This is a genomic window from Arthrobacter sp. Dra40 (genome assembly GCF_059091905.1).
In genome coordinates this window covers 60,327-75,679 of record NZ_JBNHHB010000019.1, presented here as the reverse complement: position 1 = coordinate 75,679, position 15,353 = coordinate 60,327, and the positions used below count along the sequence as shown (strand labels likewise).

General features: G+C 59.8%; 9 protein-coding genes and 3 tRNA genes. 10 read left to right on the top strand and 2 right to left on the bottom strand.

Annotation, left to right across the window (positions count from 1 at the left end; translation table 11 throughout):
- Positions 1–350, top strand: a 350-nt coding sequence (locus AC5RWT_RS11455; protein ID WP_494080328.1) for a fumarylacetoacetate hydrolase family protein, incomplete at its 5' end; no start/stop codon positions are given.
- Positions 351–652: 302 nt separating this feature from the next.
- On the opposite strand, the gene AC5RWT_RS11450 is transcribed toward AC5RWT_RS11455, so the two are convergent.
- Together AC5RWT_RS11450 and AC5RWT_RS11445 are read right to left on the bottom strand one after the other, a co-directional pair.
- Entirely contained in the window at positions 653–1,771 is a 1,119-nt protein-coding gene (locus AC5RWT_RS11450; RefSeq protein ID WP_494080327.1) for an ATP-grasp fold amidoligase family protein, read from the bottom strand.
- Between the two features lie 416 nt (positions 1,772–2,187).
- Positions 2,188–3,501: a UDP-glucose dehydrogenase family protein gene (locus AC5RWT_RS11445; protein WP_494080326.1), complete on the bottom strand. Its 1,314-nt coding sequence runs from the start codon at positions 3,499–3,501 to the stop codon at positions 2,188–2,190.
- A gap of 124 nt (positions 3,502–3,625) precedes the next feature.
- Here AC5RWT_RS11445 and gltX point away from each other — a divergent pair, with 124 nt between their 5' ends.
- From gltX to AC5RWT_RS11400, 9 genes are all read left to right on the top strand, one after another.
- Entirely contained in the window at positions 3,626–5,125 is a 1,500-nt protein-coding gene (gltX, locus tag AC5RWT_RS11440; protein ID WP_494080325.1) for a glutamate--tRNA ligase, read from the top strand.
- A gap of 144 nt (positions 5,126–5,269) precedes the next feature.
- Positions 5,270–5,341, top strand: a tRNA-Gln gene (locus tag AC5RWT_RS11435).
- 61 nt (positions 5,342–5,402) lie between these two features.
- Positions 5,403–5,475 (top strand) — tRNA-Glu (locus tag AC5RWT_RS11430).
- 51 nt (positions 5,476–5,526) lie between these two features.
- Positions 5,527–5,602 (top strand) — tRNA-Glu (locus AC5RWT_RS11425).
- Between the two features lie 122 nt (positions 5,603–5,724).
- Positions 5,725–7,497: a dynamin family protein gene (locus AC5RWT_RS11420; RefSeq protein ID WP_494080331.1), complete on the top strand. Its 1,773-nt coding sequence runs from the start codon at positions 5,725–5,727 to the stop codon at positions 7,495–7,497.
- Positions 7,494–9,104, top strand: a complete 1,611-nt coding sequence (locus AC5RWT_RS11415) for a GTPase (protein ID WP_494080324.1) — start codon at positions 7,494–7,496, stop codon at positions 9,102–9,104. The genes AC5RWT_RS11420 and AC5RWT_RS11415 overlap by 4 nt, the downstream gene beginning before the upstream one ends.
- A 63-nt stretch (positions 9,105–9,167) precedes the next feature.
- A complete protein-coding gene (locus AC5RWT_RS11410; protein ID WP_494080323.1) occupies positions 9,168–10,175 on the top strand; it encodes a thiamine-phosphate kinase in 1,008 nt (335 codons plus the stop codon).
- Between the two features lie 348 nt (positions 10,176–10,523).
- On the top strand, positions 10,524–12,296 hold the full coding sequence (locus AC5RWT_RS11405) for a hypothetical protein (RefSeq protein WP_494080322.1): 1,773 nt from the start codon (positions 10,524–10,526) through the stop codon (positions 12,294–12,296).
- Positions 12,280–15,135, top strand: a complete 2,856-nt coding sequence (locus AC5RWT_RS11400) for a hypothetical protein (RefSeq protein ID WP_494080321.1) — start codon at positions 12,280–12,282, stop codon at positions 15,133–15,135. The genes AC5RWT_RS11405 and AC5RWT_RS11400 overlap by 17 nt, the downstream gene beginning before the upstream one ends.
- Positions 15,136–15,353 lie beyond the last annotated feature (218 nt).

Below are 15,353 nucleotides of genomic sequence, written 5' to 3'. Positions count from 1 at the left end.
GCAACGACCTCACCGCACGCGACGCGCAGCGCACCGACAACCAGTGGGCCCGCGCCAAGGGCTTCGACGGCTCGGCCCCGCTCGGCCCGTGGATCGAAACCGAACTGGACACCGAAGACCTGGCCATCCGTGGCCGGCTCGACGGCGAGCTGAAGCAGGACGGGAATACCTCGCAGATGATCTGGGGCGTTAAGGAACTGGTGTCCTATGCCTCCCAGGCCTTCACGCTGTTGCCCGGCGACGTGATCATGACCGGCACCCCCTCCGGCGTCGGCACCATTGAAGCCGGCCAGCGCTACGAGGTGGAGATCGAAGGCATCGGAACGCTCTCGAACACGGCGCGCCGGTAATCGCTGTGCTGCTTTTTCAACACCCTGCAAAGCACGACGGCGGGTGGCCGTCCTGAGGGGACAACGTGCCATCGGCCGCGGGATTGGCGCGGCGATGAGGTCGGCCGCCCGAAGCAGCAGCAGCCGATCTCATCGTCGTTCGTTCATTGCCTTTGCGCTTGGCTCGCTTGCCACCTTCTCGGTGGCTGCCAGAGCAACCCATTACCTGGGCGGTCCACCCTGGCTGGCAGGAACGTTCCTAGCCATCGGCATCCTGCTCGCGCTGTATTACCTCTACCGGCACATCCGTCGCTGGGTCAGCGCTAATCGGCGGAGCCGTTAGATACCCCCTTTTCGGGTGCAATGTATTCCGCTGCAATTCGGCGATTCTGGCCTTGCAATGAGTCGCGTATGGCCGCCCATCTTTGACCCAGACGGCGAGTCCAGGCGTAGGTAACGTCTTCCGGGCCGACTTTCCGTGCCTCTTGTTTATAAAATTCGTGGAGGCGGTCGGCTCCCCGAGGACCGCCGTTATAGGCGTAGCTTGCCCACGACTTATAGGCATGGGGTGGAATGCGAGGAATGGCCGTCCGGACGTCCAACGGAGTCGTCTGCAACTCATCGAGCTGGTCAGGATCGGTGAGAAATAGTGAGTCGAGTCCGTCAAGAATCTCGTGTGAATAGATGTAGGCTCTGTGGTGTGTGGCGCCAGGAGAATATGTAAACTCCCCAAAAACCGGCCCGGTGGGGCTGTCATACATGTCTATCCTGACGAACGGAGAATCAGCCTCAAGGGACAGTTTCTGCGCCCACCACATCATCTCTGCGGCGTGCATGGGGACTAAAGGCACGCCTGGCTTAGCGCTCTTATTGAAGATGTAATCCCGACCGTATTTAAGCGGTTTGAAGCCCGCGTCAAATATAGCGGTTTTGGCTGGACTCGAGTTCCGGTCAATCTGGACGACCATTCCCACCCGGCCCCGGAAGCAATAAAACTTGTAATCGAAGGGTATCGATCCGACACTCACGGTGGGCTCGACCATCTCTTCCAAGAGCCACCGCGGTCGCTTGACCTTATAGGCTTGGACGATTTTAGACTGCGCTTCCTGGATCTCCTGCGCGGTGAAAGCCCGCATGCTCATATAGTCGAAGTACGATTCGCCATCGAACTGTTGCAGAAGCATCACTCCACGCGATGACCAGCCGCCTGCGAGTTTAAGCACGAATCTCTCGGGCAGTCCGGAATCCGATAACGCGCCAATTTCGCTCAGAGTGCCCAAAGGTTGCGGGACACGAAATCCTAACTCCGCCACGAAAGGATGTGAGATGAGCTTTTTCGCAAGCTCTTTCCGCCGCGGTGTTCCTCGTCGGTGGTACTCGGCGGCGACGAAGCTGAGGAAGGGCGACTCTGAAGTGGGTCGGTCAAATCCAGGGGGATACATGAGTACTCGGCAGCCTTAGTGTTCGTTATTGATTTATTGAAGAATTTGCCCAGGAACACGGCACTGAGCCGCGAAGCCGATCCTCGGACTGGACCAACAAATGACGCAGGTGTTGCATGCGAAAGAACACTGGTCCCTGAAGCGTCTCGTCCGGCGAAACTCTGACCACTCTCCCTGCCACGCTTCAAGGTAATGGTACTGGTGAAAGGTTATTTCGTTGCCTCCGATACGTGGCTTGTAGCCGGGACCAGGGTGCCCATCCCGACAATGGGTCATTGGAGTTGGCAGTCAGGAGGCCGGCCCTGCTGTTACTCTTCCTCCGGGCTCCATAAAGGTGATATTCCCCGCCCAACAGTGAGTGCAGATGAAAATGCGGGGCCTGCGTATTACTGCAGGCCCCGCATTCTCAATCGTCCTTACGGTCGGCCGATGCCGCGGTAAGTCCAACCTGCCGCGCGCCAGACAACGGGATCAAGGACGTTGCGTCCGTCGAGGACGATTTGTTCGTCAACCAGGCTGCCGGTTTCCGCAGGGTCCATGTCCTTGTACTGGTCCCATTCGGTCAGCAGGACCAGCGCATGGGCACTGTAAACCGCCTTCTTCAGGTCCGGCTCGTAGCTCAGTTCAGGGAACCGTAGCTTCGCGTTGTCCAGCGCTTCTGGGTCAGTGACGGTCACCGTGGCGCCTTGCAGTTGCAATTGGGCGGCAACGGACAGGGCGGGGGAGTCGCGTACGTCGTCGGAATTGGGCTTGAAGGCCGCGCCAAGGACGGTCACGCGCTTGCCGATGAGAGACCCGCCAAGGAGGTCCCGGGTCAGTTCCACCACGCGTGAGCGACGACGCATGTTGATGTCATCTACTTCGCGGAGAAAGGTCAGCGCCTGGTCGGCGCCCAGTTCGCCGGCACGGGCCATGAACGCACGAATGTCCTTCGGCAGGCAGCCACCGCCAAAACCGACGCCGGCATTCAGGAACTTGCGGCCGATACGGTCGTCCATTCCAATCGCGTCTGCGAGTGCCGTGACGTCGGCTCCGGTTGCCGCACAGATTTCCGCCATGGCATTGATGAAGGAAATCTTCGTCGCGAGGAAGGAGTTCGCGGCGGTCTTCACCAGCTCTGCCGTCGCGTAATCGACGACCAGCCGGGGCGTGTTGTCGGCCAGAGGAGTGGCGTACACCTCGTCGAGGGCTGAGGTGGCGGCCGCGCCGGCGGGCCCTTCCGGGACGCCGTAAACAAAACGGTCCGGAGTCAGCGTGTCCTTGACCGCGTGGCCCTCGCGAAGGAACTCGGGGTTCCAAGCCAAGACCGCACCGGGAGCGCCGGCGGCAACGGTTTCGGCCAGCCGCTCCGCGGTGCCGACTGGAACGGTGGATTTTCCGACAGCGATGTCGCCTTCATGCAAATAGGGGATGAGTTCGGTAAACGCCGCATCGACATACGTGAGGTCCGCGGCATACTCACCTTTGCGCTGGGGAGTACCGACACATACGAAATGGACCTGTGCACCTTCGGCCGCTGCCATGTCGGTGCTGAAGCTCAAACGGCCCGTCTCCTGAACCTCAGTGAGGAGCTCTGGCAACCCGGGTTCGAAGAACGGAGCCCGGCCGGCCTGCAGGTCCGTGATCTTGCGCTCGTCAACGTCGATGCCCACCACGTCGTGGCCCAACTTGGCCATGGAAGCAGCGTGAACGGCACCTAGATAACCGCAACCGATGACAGAAATACGCATAGGTGATCCTTAGATATGAGACTGGGAAAATCGAAATCTTTTGAAAAGTATCCGGGGCCATGCAGCCCGTGGCAAAACGTGTTATCAACCGAGACGCGTCCTGAAGACTAAACTGGGAGCCATCATGACTAATGCTGCTGCCATTCCCACTGTCGACGACGAAACCCCCGTCCGCGTACGCTTCTGCCCGTCTCCCACGGGCACCCCGCACGTGGGCCTGATCCGTACCGCGCTGTTCAACTGGGCCTATGCCCGGCACACCGGTGGCACCATGGTGTTCCGGATCGAGGACACCGATGCCGCCCGCGACAGTGAGGAAAGCTACCTTCAGTTGCTCGACGCCATGAAGTGGCTGGGCATTGACTGGGACGAGGGGGTTGAAGTGGGGGGGCCGCACAAGCCCTACCGGCAGTCCCAGCGCGGCGACATCTACCAGGACGTGATCGCCAAGCTCAAAGAGGGCGGTCACGTCTACGAGTCCTACTCCACCCCGGAAGAGGTCGAGGAACGGCACCGTGCCGCGGGCCGCGACATCAAGCTCGGCTACGACAACTTCGACCGGCACCTGACGCCGGAACAGGTTGCGGCCTTCAAGGCAGAAGGCCGCGAGCCGGTACTGCGGGTGCGGATGCCGGACGAAGACATCACCTTCACGGACCTGGTCCGTGGTGAAATCACCTTCAAGGCCGGCAGCGTGCCGGACTTCGTGGTGGTACGGGCGAACGGCAAACCCCTCTACACGCTGGTCAATCCGGTGGATGACGCGCTGATGGGCATCACCCACGTGCTGCGCGGGGAAGATCTGCTTTCTTCGACGCCTCGTCAGATCGCGCTCTACCGGGCGCTGGTGGACATCGGAGTTGCCCGCTACATGCCGCTGTTCGGCCACTTGCCGTATGTGATGGGTGAAGGCAACAAGAAACTTTCCAAGCGTGATCCGGAATCCAACCTCTTCCTGCACCGCGAACGCGGCTTCATCCCCGAGGGGCTATTGAACTACCTGTCACTGTTGGGATGGTCACTGTCCGCTGACGAGGACATCTTTACCGTTGACCAGTTGGTGGTGAACTTCGATATCCACGACGTGCTCGCCAATCCTGCCCGCTTCGACCTGAAGAAGGCCGAAGCCATCAACGGAACCCATGTCCGACTGCTGGAACCGGGTGACTTCAAACTCCGACTGGTTCCCTACCTCCAGCACGCCGGCTTGGTCGGCGAGGTGCTGACCAAGCGCGAGCAAATGATTCTTGCAGATGCCGCCCCACTGGTGCAGGAGCGCATCACGCTGCTGGGTGAAGCGCCGGAGATGCTCGCCTTCCTGTTCAAGAACGACGACCAGATCGACGTCGCCCAAGACGCGCGCAAGGGGCTGCCGGAGAATCTCACCGAGGCGCTGGATGCCGCGTTGGCGGCGCTGGAGCCGCTCGAGGAGTGGACGGCGGAGAACATCCAGGCGGCGCTGCGTGCGGCCCTGGTCGATGGTCTGGGACTCAAGCCGAGGCTGGCCTTCGGTCCGGTCCGGACCGCTGTTTCGGGCCGGCGCATCTCTCCGCCGCTGTTCGAGTCCATGGTGATCCTCGGCAAGGAGTCCTCGCTGGCACGGCTGAAGTCGTTCCGCGGCTGAGCATGAAGCGGAGCAGTGCGCGGTCCAGCCGTCCGTTTACTGCTCGTTTTGCACTTTCGAGCAGGCATCCGGTAAAGTAATTACTCGTGCTGAGGCGCTAGGGAATGGACGAAAGCCCGTTTCCATCGGCTCCGAAAGTGCCATTGGGATATGGTGTAATTGGCAACACAACGGTTTCTGGTACCGTCATTCTAGGTTCGAGTCCTGGTATCCCAGCGCTGCAGCCTCCGCTATGCGGGGGCTGGATTGTGCGGAGGCAAACTCCAAACAAACCTACGGCCCCATCGTATAGCGGCCTAGTACGCCGCCCTCTCACGGCGGTAACGCGGGTTCGAATCCCGCTGGGGTCACTGTCCGAGCAGGACAAGGCAGCACCGGCCTTTCAACAGTGCAAGCTATGCGGCCCCATCGTATAGCGGCCTAGTACGCCGCCCTCTCACGGCGGTAACGCGGGTTCGAATCCCGCTGGGGTCACCAACAGCCGGTCCCGGACGTCATGTCCGGGCCCGGTTTTTGTCTGCCAGGAGACGTGCGTCTCGCAGCGGCCATGGTCCGCATGGTTGACCGCTTCTGCTGGCATGATGGGGAGCGTGACCAGCATGTTGCCCGAGGGCCAGGACAGGGGAGCGGCGGAAGCCGTCGCGCTCTTGGAAGAAAGCCGCAGCACGCTGGAGGCGTTGGACTTGCCGCTGGACGTGCCGGGCGCCGTCGAGGCACGCGGCGCAACCCGGGCCGCCGTGGCCCAGCTGGACGACTATATTTTGCCCCGCTACCGCAGGCTAAAAGCACCGCTGCTGGCGGTGGTGGGAGGCTCGACCGGCGCCGGTAAATCTACCTTGGTGAACGCGCTGGCCGGGTATCCGGCGACTCGCGCGGGAGCCATTCGGCCAACCACCCGCCAGCCCGTCCTGCTGCATCATCCGAGCGACGGGGTCTGGTTTACGGACCCGCGGATCCTGCCCGGCCTCAGTCGGATCATCGGAACTCCGGCACAAGCCGCGACCGAGGCGTACGCCGGCGGGGCGGAACTGGCAGCAGAGCCGGCGGGAACCTCGCTGGTGTTGTTGGCTGACGGCAGCATCCCCGCCGGCATAGCGCTGCTCGACGCGCCGGATATCGATTCAATCGCGGACGACAACCGACGGCTGGCCGGTCAGCTGCTCGCGGCGGCGGACCTGTGGATTTTCGTGACCACTGCCAACCGTTACGCGGATGCAGTGCCGTGGGCGCTGCTGTTGGACGCCGCACAGCGGGACATCGAAGTCGCCGTCGTCCTGGACCGGGTGCCGGCGGACGTTGAGCTGGAGGTCCGCACCGACCTGGCCGGGCTGCTGCAGCGACAGGGGCTCGCTGCCGCCAGGATGTTCGTCATTCACGAGTCCACGCTGGACGGGCAGGGCATGCTGCCGGCCGGTGCCGTGGACCCGATCCGCGCGTGGCTCGAGGAGCTTGCCGCTGATGCTTCCAGCCGTGCCGATATTGCCCGCCGCACGCTGGGTGGGGCCGTGCGCTCCTTGGCCCGCACCGTCCGGGCCGGTGCCGTCGCGGCAGACGATCAGTACGCCGCCGGCCAGAGACTGCGCAAGATTGTCGAGGGAGCCTACGAAGCAGCCACCGTTCAGGCTCTCGCGGCAACGCAGGACGGGACGCTGCTGCGCGGAGAGGTGTTGGCCCGGTGGCAGGACTTTGTCGGAACCGGGGAATTTTTCCGCGGCATCGAGAGCGGAATAGGCCGGCTGCGGGACCGGATCGGCGCGTTCTTTTCCGGCAAGCCAGCACCCTCGGTGGTGGTCGAGGCAGCCATCGAGTCCGGGCTGCAAGCCGTCGTCGTCGAGGCCGCGGCCAAGGGCGCGGAGCAAGCCGACGCTGGATGGCGGGTGGATCCGGCAGGACAGGGCTTGCTCGGAGGAGAAGACCTGTCCACTCCCAGCGCCGGATTCTCGGATGAAGTGGCGCGGGAGATCCGGGCATGGCAGGCGGATCTGCTGGAACTGATCCGCAGCGAGGGCGAGGACAAGCGGTTCACCGCACGCATGCTCTCCTTCGGAGTCAATGGGCTCGGCGTGGCGCTGATGGTGGTGATTTTCGCGGCGACCGGCGGACTGACAGGTTTGGAAATCGGCGTTGCCGGCGGAACGGCTGTGGTGGGCCAGAAGCTGCTCGAAGCGGTCTTCGGCGAGGACGCCGTCCGCCGGCTGGCACGCAAGGCCCGTTCCCAGCTGGAGGAGCGCACACGCAGGCTGATGCAGGCTGAAGCGGAGCGCTTTCTGTCCAGAGTCCCGCCGCAGGAGCAGCAAGCCGAGGCGATGCGCTCACTCGCCGAAAAACTGCACGCTGTGGGAGCGAAAACGGACACGGAGGCTCCGGAATGAGCCGGCACAGGGGCAAGCCCGAAGCATCCCTGTTGGCGGCGCGGCTGGAGGCCTTGAATTCGGCTGTCGAACTTGCCGCAGGTGTGCTGCCGAAAGCGGAATTTGCGCCAATCAACGACGTCCTGGAACGCGCCAGCACCCGTCGCTCCCTGTCTGCTGAACATACCGTGGTCGGGTTTTTCGGAGCGACGGGCAGCGGCAAGTCCTCCCTCTTTAACGCCGTCTCCGGAACCCATCACGCCACCGTGGCTGCACGTCGTCCGACCACATCGGCAACACTGGCCGGCATTTGGGGAACGGCCGGCAGCGAGCCGCTGCTGGATTGGCTGCAGGTAGCCCACCGGCACTTCATTGCTGATGAGTCGCTGGGCGGACATGGCGGCCTGATCCTGCTGGACCTGCCCGACTTTGATTCCACCGCGGTTGAGCACCGCGAGATTGTGCAACGGCTCGCGGGGCAAGTGGACGTCTTGGTCTGGGTCCTGGATCCGCAGAAATATGCCGATGCGGCAGTACACCACGGGTTCCTGCGGCCGCTGGCATCCCACGGTGCGGTGACTCTGGTGGTGCTAAACCAGGTGGACCGGTTGGCAGAGAACCAACTGCAACCGGTCCTGGCATCGCTCAAGGACATCCTGGTCCAGGACGGCCTGGGCCGGGCAGACGTCTATCCGGTCTCCGCCCGGACGGGCGCCGGCATCGACGAGCTCAAGGCCGCCATTACGGCATTCGCCGACCAGCGGCAGGCCGTAACAAACCGGCTCATCGCCGATGTCCGCAACGCAGCCCACGCGCTAAACCTGGACCTTGGCTCGGAACCGGCCGGGGTCAGCAAGCCCGCCCGCGCCGAACTGGCCGAACAGCTCGCGCAGGCCGCGGGCGTTGATGCAATCTGCGATGCCGTCGCAACCTCCTACCGTCGGCAGTCGCATGCCAAGACCGGATGGCCGTTGGTCCGCTGGCTGGGGAAGCTGCGCCGGGATCCGCTCAAACGGCTGAACCTAGACCGCAAGGACGTCAGCCCGATGCTCAATCGCTCGTCGATGCCGGCGCCCGGCGCGGCGCAGCAGGCACAGGCGGACAAGGCTGTCCGCCAGTTCGCCGACCGGGCCGGCGAGGGAGCCAGCGCCCCGTGGCGCGCGGCCATCCGCCGGGCCGCACGGTCCGCCGAGGACACACTCCCCGACGACTTGGACCAAGCCCTGGCGCGCAGCGACCTGCGGTCTGACCGGGCGTCCTGGTGGTGGCCCGTGTTCGGCGTGATCCAGTGGTGCGCCCTGGCGGCGGCCTTGGCCGGAGCGCTCTGGCTACTGGGCATAGCGGCGCTGGGATACTTTCAGTTCCCGGTGCCGGAAACACCAAGGGTAGAGGGCTTCCCCGTGCCCACCTTGTTGCTGGCCGCGGGGATCCTCGCCGGGGTGCTGCTGGCGCTGGCATCCGGCCTGATAGCGCGGCTCGTCGCCCGATCCAGGGCAGCGAAGGCACGACGGCGGTTGCGTGCCTCCGTTGCGCAGGTGGCGGAAAAGCGGATCGTCCAGCCCGTGGAGAAGGCGGTCGCCCTGTATAAGGAATTCCGGCAGGCGGTAGCGGCGGCGGCCGGAGAATGACGCCGCCGGAAAGCCTGCGTGGCCCGTGCGAAGTGCGGCACGGGCCGGTGATGACAAGGGAGAATGCAAAAATTGGCCGATGAACTGATGATCAATGACCTGGATGAGGGCTCCCTGCTGGAGCGGATCTTTCCGCGCCTTGGCCCGGCCGACGTCCCGGTCGGCCCCGGCGACGATGCTGCCGTTATCGACGCGCCGGATGCCCGGACCGTGATTTCGATCGACACGTTGGTCCAGGACCAGGACTTCCGGCTCGAGTGGCCTTCCGGATACCGGACCACCGGCTACGACGTCGGTTGGAAATCCGTGGCGCAGAACCTCTCGGACATCAACGCCATGGGGGCCGTGCCCACGTCCCTAGTCATCAGCCTCACCCTGCCTGGTTCGACGCCGGTGGCGTGGGTTGAGGACCTGGCCGACGGTGTGGCCGAGGCAATCCGGAAACTTGGCGCGGACCGGTGCTCCGTCGTCGGCGGCGATCTGGGCCGGGGAGATGCGCTGGTGGTCACGGCCGCCGTCACCGGCGATCTCGAAAGCCGCCGTCCGGTGCTCCGCAGCGGTGCGCGCCCCGGCGACATCGTGGCGGTGGCCGGGACGCTGGGCCAGGCCGCGGCCGGATTGTGCCTGCTCGACAGCAAGCACTTTAACGGCGGGGCCCGGGATGGGCTGCAGAAACTGGCCAACATCCAGTCCCGGCCCGAGCCTCCACTGCATGCAGGCCCGGCGGCCGCCAAGGCAGGCGCCACCGCCATGATGGACATTTCGGATGGACTGCTCCGTGACGCTGCCCGGCTGGCCCGTGCAAGCTCCGTCTCGGTGGACCTGTTCGCGGCAGCGCTGCAGGGCTTTGTTGAACCGCTAGGCGAGGCAGCAAACCTGTTGGGCGCCGACCCGATGGAATGGGTGCTCGGCGGCGGAGAAGACCATGGCCTGCTGTGCACCTTCCCGGCAGAGGAGGCACTTCCGGACGGTTTCGTGGCCGTCGGAGCGGTCCGTGAAAGCGGATCGGCCCCGGCGACGCTGGATGGCGCCGCCGTTCAGGCCATTGGCTGGGACCACTTCGGCGGTTGAGCAGGTTGTGAGCCAATATCGCCTGTCATCTGATGCGTGAGGCGGGCTTTCTTGTTTAGAACGACTGTTTGCCCGCGGAAGATACCTACAGCCGACCCACCTGCCTAGGGCAGCAGAGAAATCTTGGCAGTCTTGTCCCTGTGGATAACAGCGCGGCGTCTGCTGTAGCCACGGACTCAACGGCCGAGGCGACAGAACATGCGACCCTCTACGAGACCTTGATTCCAGGGCAATGTGCGGGCTCGAGAGTAACCCCAAGCGAAACCAAAGGGGATACCTCCGCGGTAAACTGGAGTGAAACGTGTCAACAAGAGTCAACGGGGGATGCCTCCGGGCTAAGGAGAAGTTTTGAATTTGAATCTATTGTGCGTTGCGAAAACTCCTCAGGGAAAGCAGCGGTTGCATCCACTGGCAGATGCTGCCATAGACTACGCACGGGGAATCTTCGGCGACGCTCGAGATCACCAGTTGCGCACCGAGTCTGTATTCGCCTTTAACGCTGACCGAATGGAAGAAACTTGGAAAGTTCCGACCTGGATCGAGACTGAACTCGGTACCTTCGGTTTCTCGCAGCCACCGGTCCCCGCCGACGAAATAGTTGCAGCAGAAACCTGGGCCGACTGCATCACGGCGAAGATTGCTCGGCGAGGATCTTTCGATGATTTCATTATGAATCATTTTGGGTTTTGGATCGATCCTAGGGGTGAAATTCGCATTTGGACTGATCTCGCCGGTTTCGGTCGATGCTACATGGTTGAGAACGAAGACTTCTTCGCAGTCAGTAACCATATAGGCTCACTAGCTTTTTTTAACCAGCGAGATCTGAGAGTTGACGACGACGCAGTCGCGCTTTTCGCAAACTTCGGGTGGTTCACGGGTGAATCGACCCCCTTCATCGATGTTCGTAGAGTTCCTGCCGCTACGACAATTGATATCTCTAGTTCCGGTAAGATCCGAGAGTCTAATTACATAGAGATGAAGGACTTGATTGGTGAACGAGAACAGCGTGTTGAATTTATCTCCACCATTAGCCAATCTCGTGTCGTAGCGAAAAACTTAGAGAACTTAAGTCAGCGAACCCCGACGCTCTATTTAAGTGGTGGCCAGGATTCACGTATGACCGCTGGCCTTTGGCTTTCCGGAGGAAGTAGTGCCAATGTGGTGACGTTGGGGATCTTAGACAAAGAAGTCGAGATCGCGAGAACACTATTGGATATATATACAAAAAACTACGATCATGCCCATCAAAACATCAGTCACCGAGTTACGGAACCTAAGCCGTCTCACGTGACAATGCCTTTGGCAGACAGGCTTTCGAAAGCTTTTGAGATGTGGGACGGTGATGCGGCGCCCACCAATATTAAAGCTGACGTCCGTACACCTGCAAGGCGTGCAGCTCTAGCGATAGGAGGGACCAACGGTGAGATCACCCATGGTTATTACTACAGCAGACCTGGCATCGCCGAGCAGATATTGAGCTTGAAGCACCCACTAAAGCGGTTGGAGCGCGTTTACTCAGGGAACGTTCCTACGGAACATGCCCATAGTTTACTTCCCAGTTTTTTCGACAGGAACTATGAAGAACTTCGCGCTCAGGGACAAGGAGGACTAGGTAGTCTGGACGCCTTCTATTTCCGAGAAAAGTTGCGACGCTGGCATAATCAACCACTGAGTGGCACGAGCACAGTTCTGCTCGGCACTAAGGCTTATATACGAGCAGCATTCGACTTAACCGTGCAAGAACGAATTGAAAAGGTTGCTCCAAGGGCAATAGCTGCGTTGGCAGTTCGACAGTGGAAGGATATCCCATACTACAAAGCGACGCCGAGTGAGAGTAAGGCAGCGAATACCAAAGGACTCCGTACGTGGAGCATCGATAAGGAATATCTGTACGAAACGCTCAACAAGCCAAAAGTGTGGGACCGATACTTACGTGCGAATCAGATTTCAGAGTATCTAAAGATGGTAGATTCAGGTGATGCCGTTGGATCCCATGAATCTTGGTTCAATCGAGCGGTATGGATCGACTTCATCCCTTTGCACAATGCGAAGCTGAACCAAATCGTTAGCGCTGCGCGGGCCCTGGCTAACCGAAAGGCAGAGTATGCTGAACATCAGTAAGGAGCTCGACTCATCAGCACAACGGATGAGGAAAAGCATACTCTCCGCGCGCGCCAGTGACAGCGAACATGTCGAATATCTAAAAGCAGACATCATATGGACCAAGTCAGGCTATTGGAAGCTACCTGCAGGGGGCTCCTTGTGGACAGCGGACCCGGCAAATGACCGTCGGTGGGGCATGGACCTAAATTCGCTAAGGTGGCTCGACGTACTGCGCAGAATGGAAAGTCCGGACCATACCCAACGAGAGATTTGGTTCAAGCACGTTTCAAGCTGGGACGAAGCTGCCAGGGAAGGAGCCGTTCCCGATACGGCCTGGAGCTTAATACCTACTTTAAACCGCTGCTACGTTCTAGCGGCTGGCGCTCGAGAAATGAGCTTCTCGTCAGCCCAACAACGCTTTCTCGCTGATCTTGTAAGGAAGCATATCGACTATTTTGGAGAGCGTTTCAGGAAGCGACTTGACGCGTATACCCTCGAGATCGTGGACGCGGTCTTATTCGCGGCCTCTGTTTTACCGGATGGGGAGGAACAAGCCAAACAGTTTGTTGATTCTACACTAGACACGTTCATCGATGAACGCGGGCTTTCTTTGGCAAGGTCACCACATGAGGCAGTTGCGAAGGCGGAGTGGTGGAAGGAGTTCGTCCATTTATACCGAAGTTCAATCTCGGACCCAGAAATGTGGTTAAGTCGCCTTAGCTCGGCCCGTGAAATCCTTATCCACTCTACAAAACCCGATGGACGATTCTTGGAGGTTGGAAAGGCAGAGAACCTTTCGTGGAACTACTACGAGCCGTTGTCCAACACTGAGTCGTACGTGAATACGTCCGGTCGTCAAGGTGATCCGCCGGAAGCCATTGATTTTGTTGCATCGTCCGGCTTCGGGTTTAGCCGCACCGGATGGGGGGAGACCGAACGGAGTATGGAGGAGGAAACGTTTTTCTCCGTGCGCTTTGGAGGGGTGAAGAGCCCTGACGACCATCAAGACGGCGGTTCAATCACCTATGTCTCCGATGGATTGGAATGGCTCATTGATCCGATCGATTCTGAGGATGCACCCGACGATAAGATTTTGAGAAGAGAGTACCATACCTCTATTAGCCTCTCGAATGTTGGATATAGACTGAATGGAATTGTGAAACTAGTGCGATTCCGCCGGTCACTCGGCGTTCGTGAGTATTTCCTCGACGACGAGACATATAGACCTTCTCAGGTGCGGCGCAAAATTCTTTTTTCAGAGCCAGGCAATTACGCAGTCGTTGTCGATCAGGTGCGAAGTTCCTCAGAACATGAGGGATCCCAAAACTGGATACTGCCACCGAACTATGAAGTAGATATTGACGGTCCTCATGTGAGAGTGCGTCACGACGGTAAATGTTTTCAAATCAGTTGCCTGACGGTACCAGTAGTCGAAGTGGAATGCGAGGAATTACACAACGGGCGGGGTCGGACTGTGGCAAAGCGACTGCGGATAAAGTTCGCTGGCCGGAGCACTCGTCTAATCACATATATTGGGTCATCAGGGGAAACCATGGCAACATTGACGAGGCCCCCGCTGACTGGCGGTAACATTGCTGTTCAGGTGACTACTCAGCATCATTCTGAAATGATGGTCGTTACCGGCGAAGGGGCAGCCATTGCTCCGTTCAATGCCGCTCCGCAAGCTGTTATCGAGCAAATTGAACAGGATGCCACTTTCGGAGATAGAGACCCATCGCAAGAAGAGGATCTTCGACGCATGGCGCTTCAGACGATCTACGATGTCAAATCTGATGTATACGACGGCGACGCCACCGAATCGGTGCGTCTCAAGGCTATCCGCAGGCTTCAGAATTTCGCCGAAGAGAAAAGGCTCACCGGTGCAAGAGACTACGGTTTGGGTTCTGCGTTAGTCGACTTGGCTGGCAGGGATCTAGGTGAAATAGTAGCGGGATCGCCGCTCGTGGGCCAAATAAAGCGGTCACCGCTTATTAATTGGACGGGGGAAGAAGGCCTCAATCACTCGTTCTACGACGTGCCCATTTCTTCTTATCGCGGAGGGGTTGAAGGACTGACATTATCCTCCAAACGCTCCATCGTGAGTGTGGATTACGGCGCGCTTGTTCTTCCTGCTTATGTGAATAGTGAGATACATGGTGAAACTCTCGCCGTCATGTTCCACGGAGCCACGGATCGTGTCCGAAATTCAATGCCACGGTTCGAACGCATGCGCTCAATGGAGCAGCTAGGAATCGGACCATTACTTTTCCTTTCGGATCCCTGCATCGACCTCGACGCGAGCATGATACTTTCGTGGTATGCGGGGACGGAACATATAAACCTGCACGAACAAATTGGAGCATTGGTGCAGAAAGTGGCCAATGTTTCTGGAGCTCGACGGGTGGCACTGATCGGTAACTCTGGCGGCGCGTTCGCTGCTCTTCAGGTGTCAACGTATATTCCTGGGTCGGCGGTAGTAGCCTTCAACCCGCAAATCGACGTGGACAAATATGTGCCTAGGATTGCCGAGACTGCTCAGCAAACTCTTTATGGCAAAAAGACTGTCGCGAATGACAAGCGGTATGACGCGCGTATGAACGTGATTAAGAGATTCAAAGAAGTGGACTTTGAGCGTCGTGTCTATTTTGTCCAGAACGTTGGTGATGATCATCACTATTCCAGCCATTACTTGCCGTTCCGCAACGCCTTTCAAGCGTCTAATCATCCTGAGAATCTCAGATCGTATACTCCTGACCTTGGTCCTGGGCATCGTGTTCCAGCTCCGGACGAGTATCTGCGACAGGTTCGCAACGGGCTACGGTACTTTGAAGAATGGCAGTCGTGGGGCACCGTCTGACGCAACTCGTTCAATCGCACCGCGATGCTATAGCATCAATAGGTACAATCTCGAACGGAAGGTAGGGCTCAATGTCAGCAGAAGCTGAAGTTACAGTGGAAGAGGCGAAGCAGGAAATTTTGAGGGCAATGCTGCGCGGTTCGAACGTCACGGCCAACGCTTCGCATATCCGAGACTTCGCAGAAGCTTATGCTCTGCTATCCGGCACTGGTTCAACA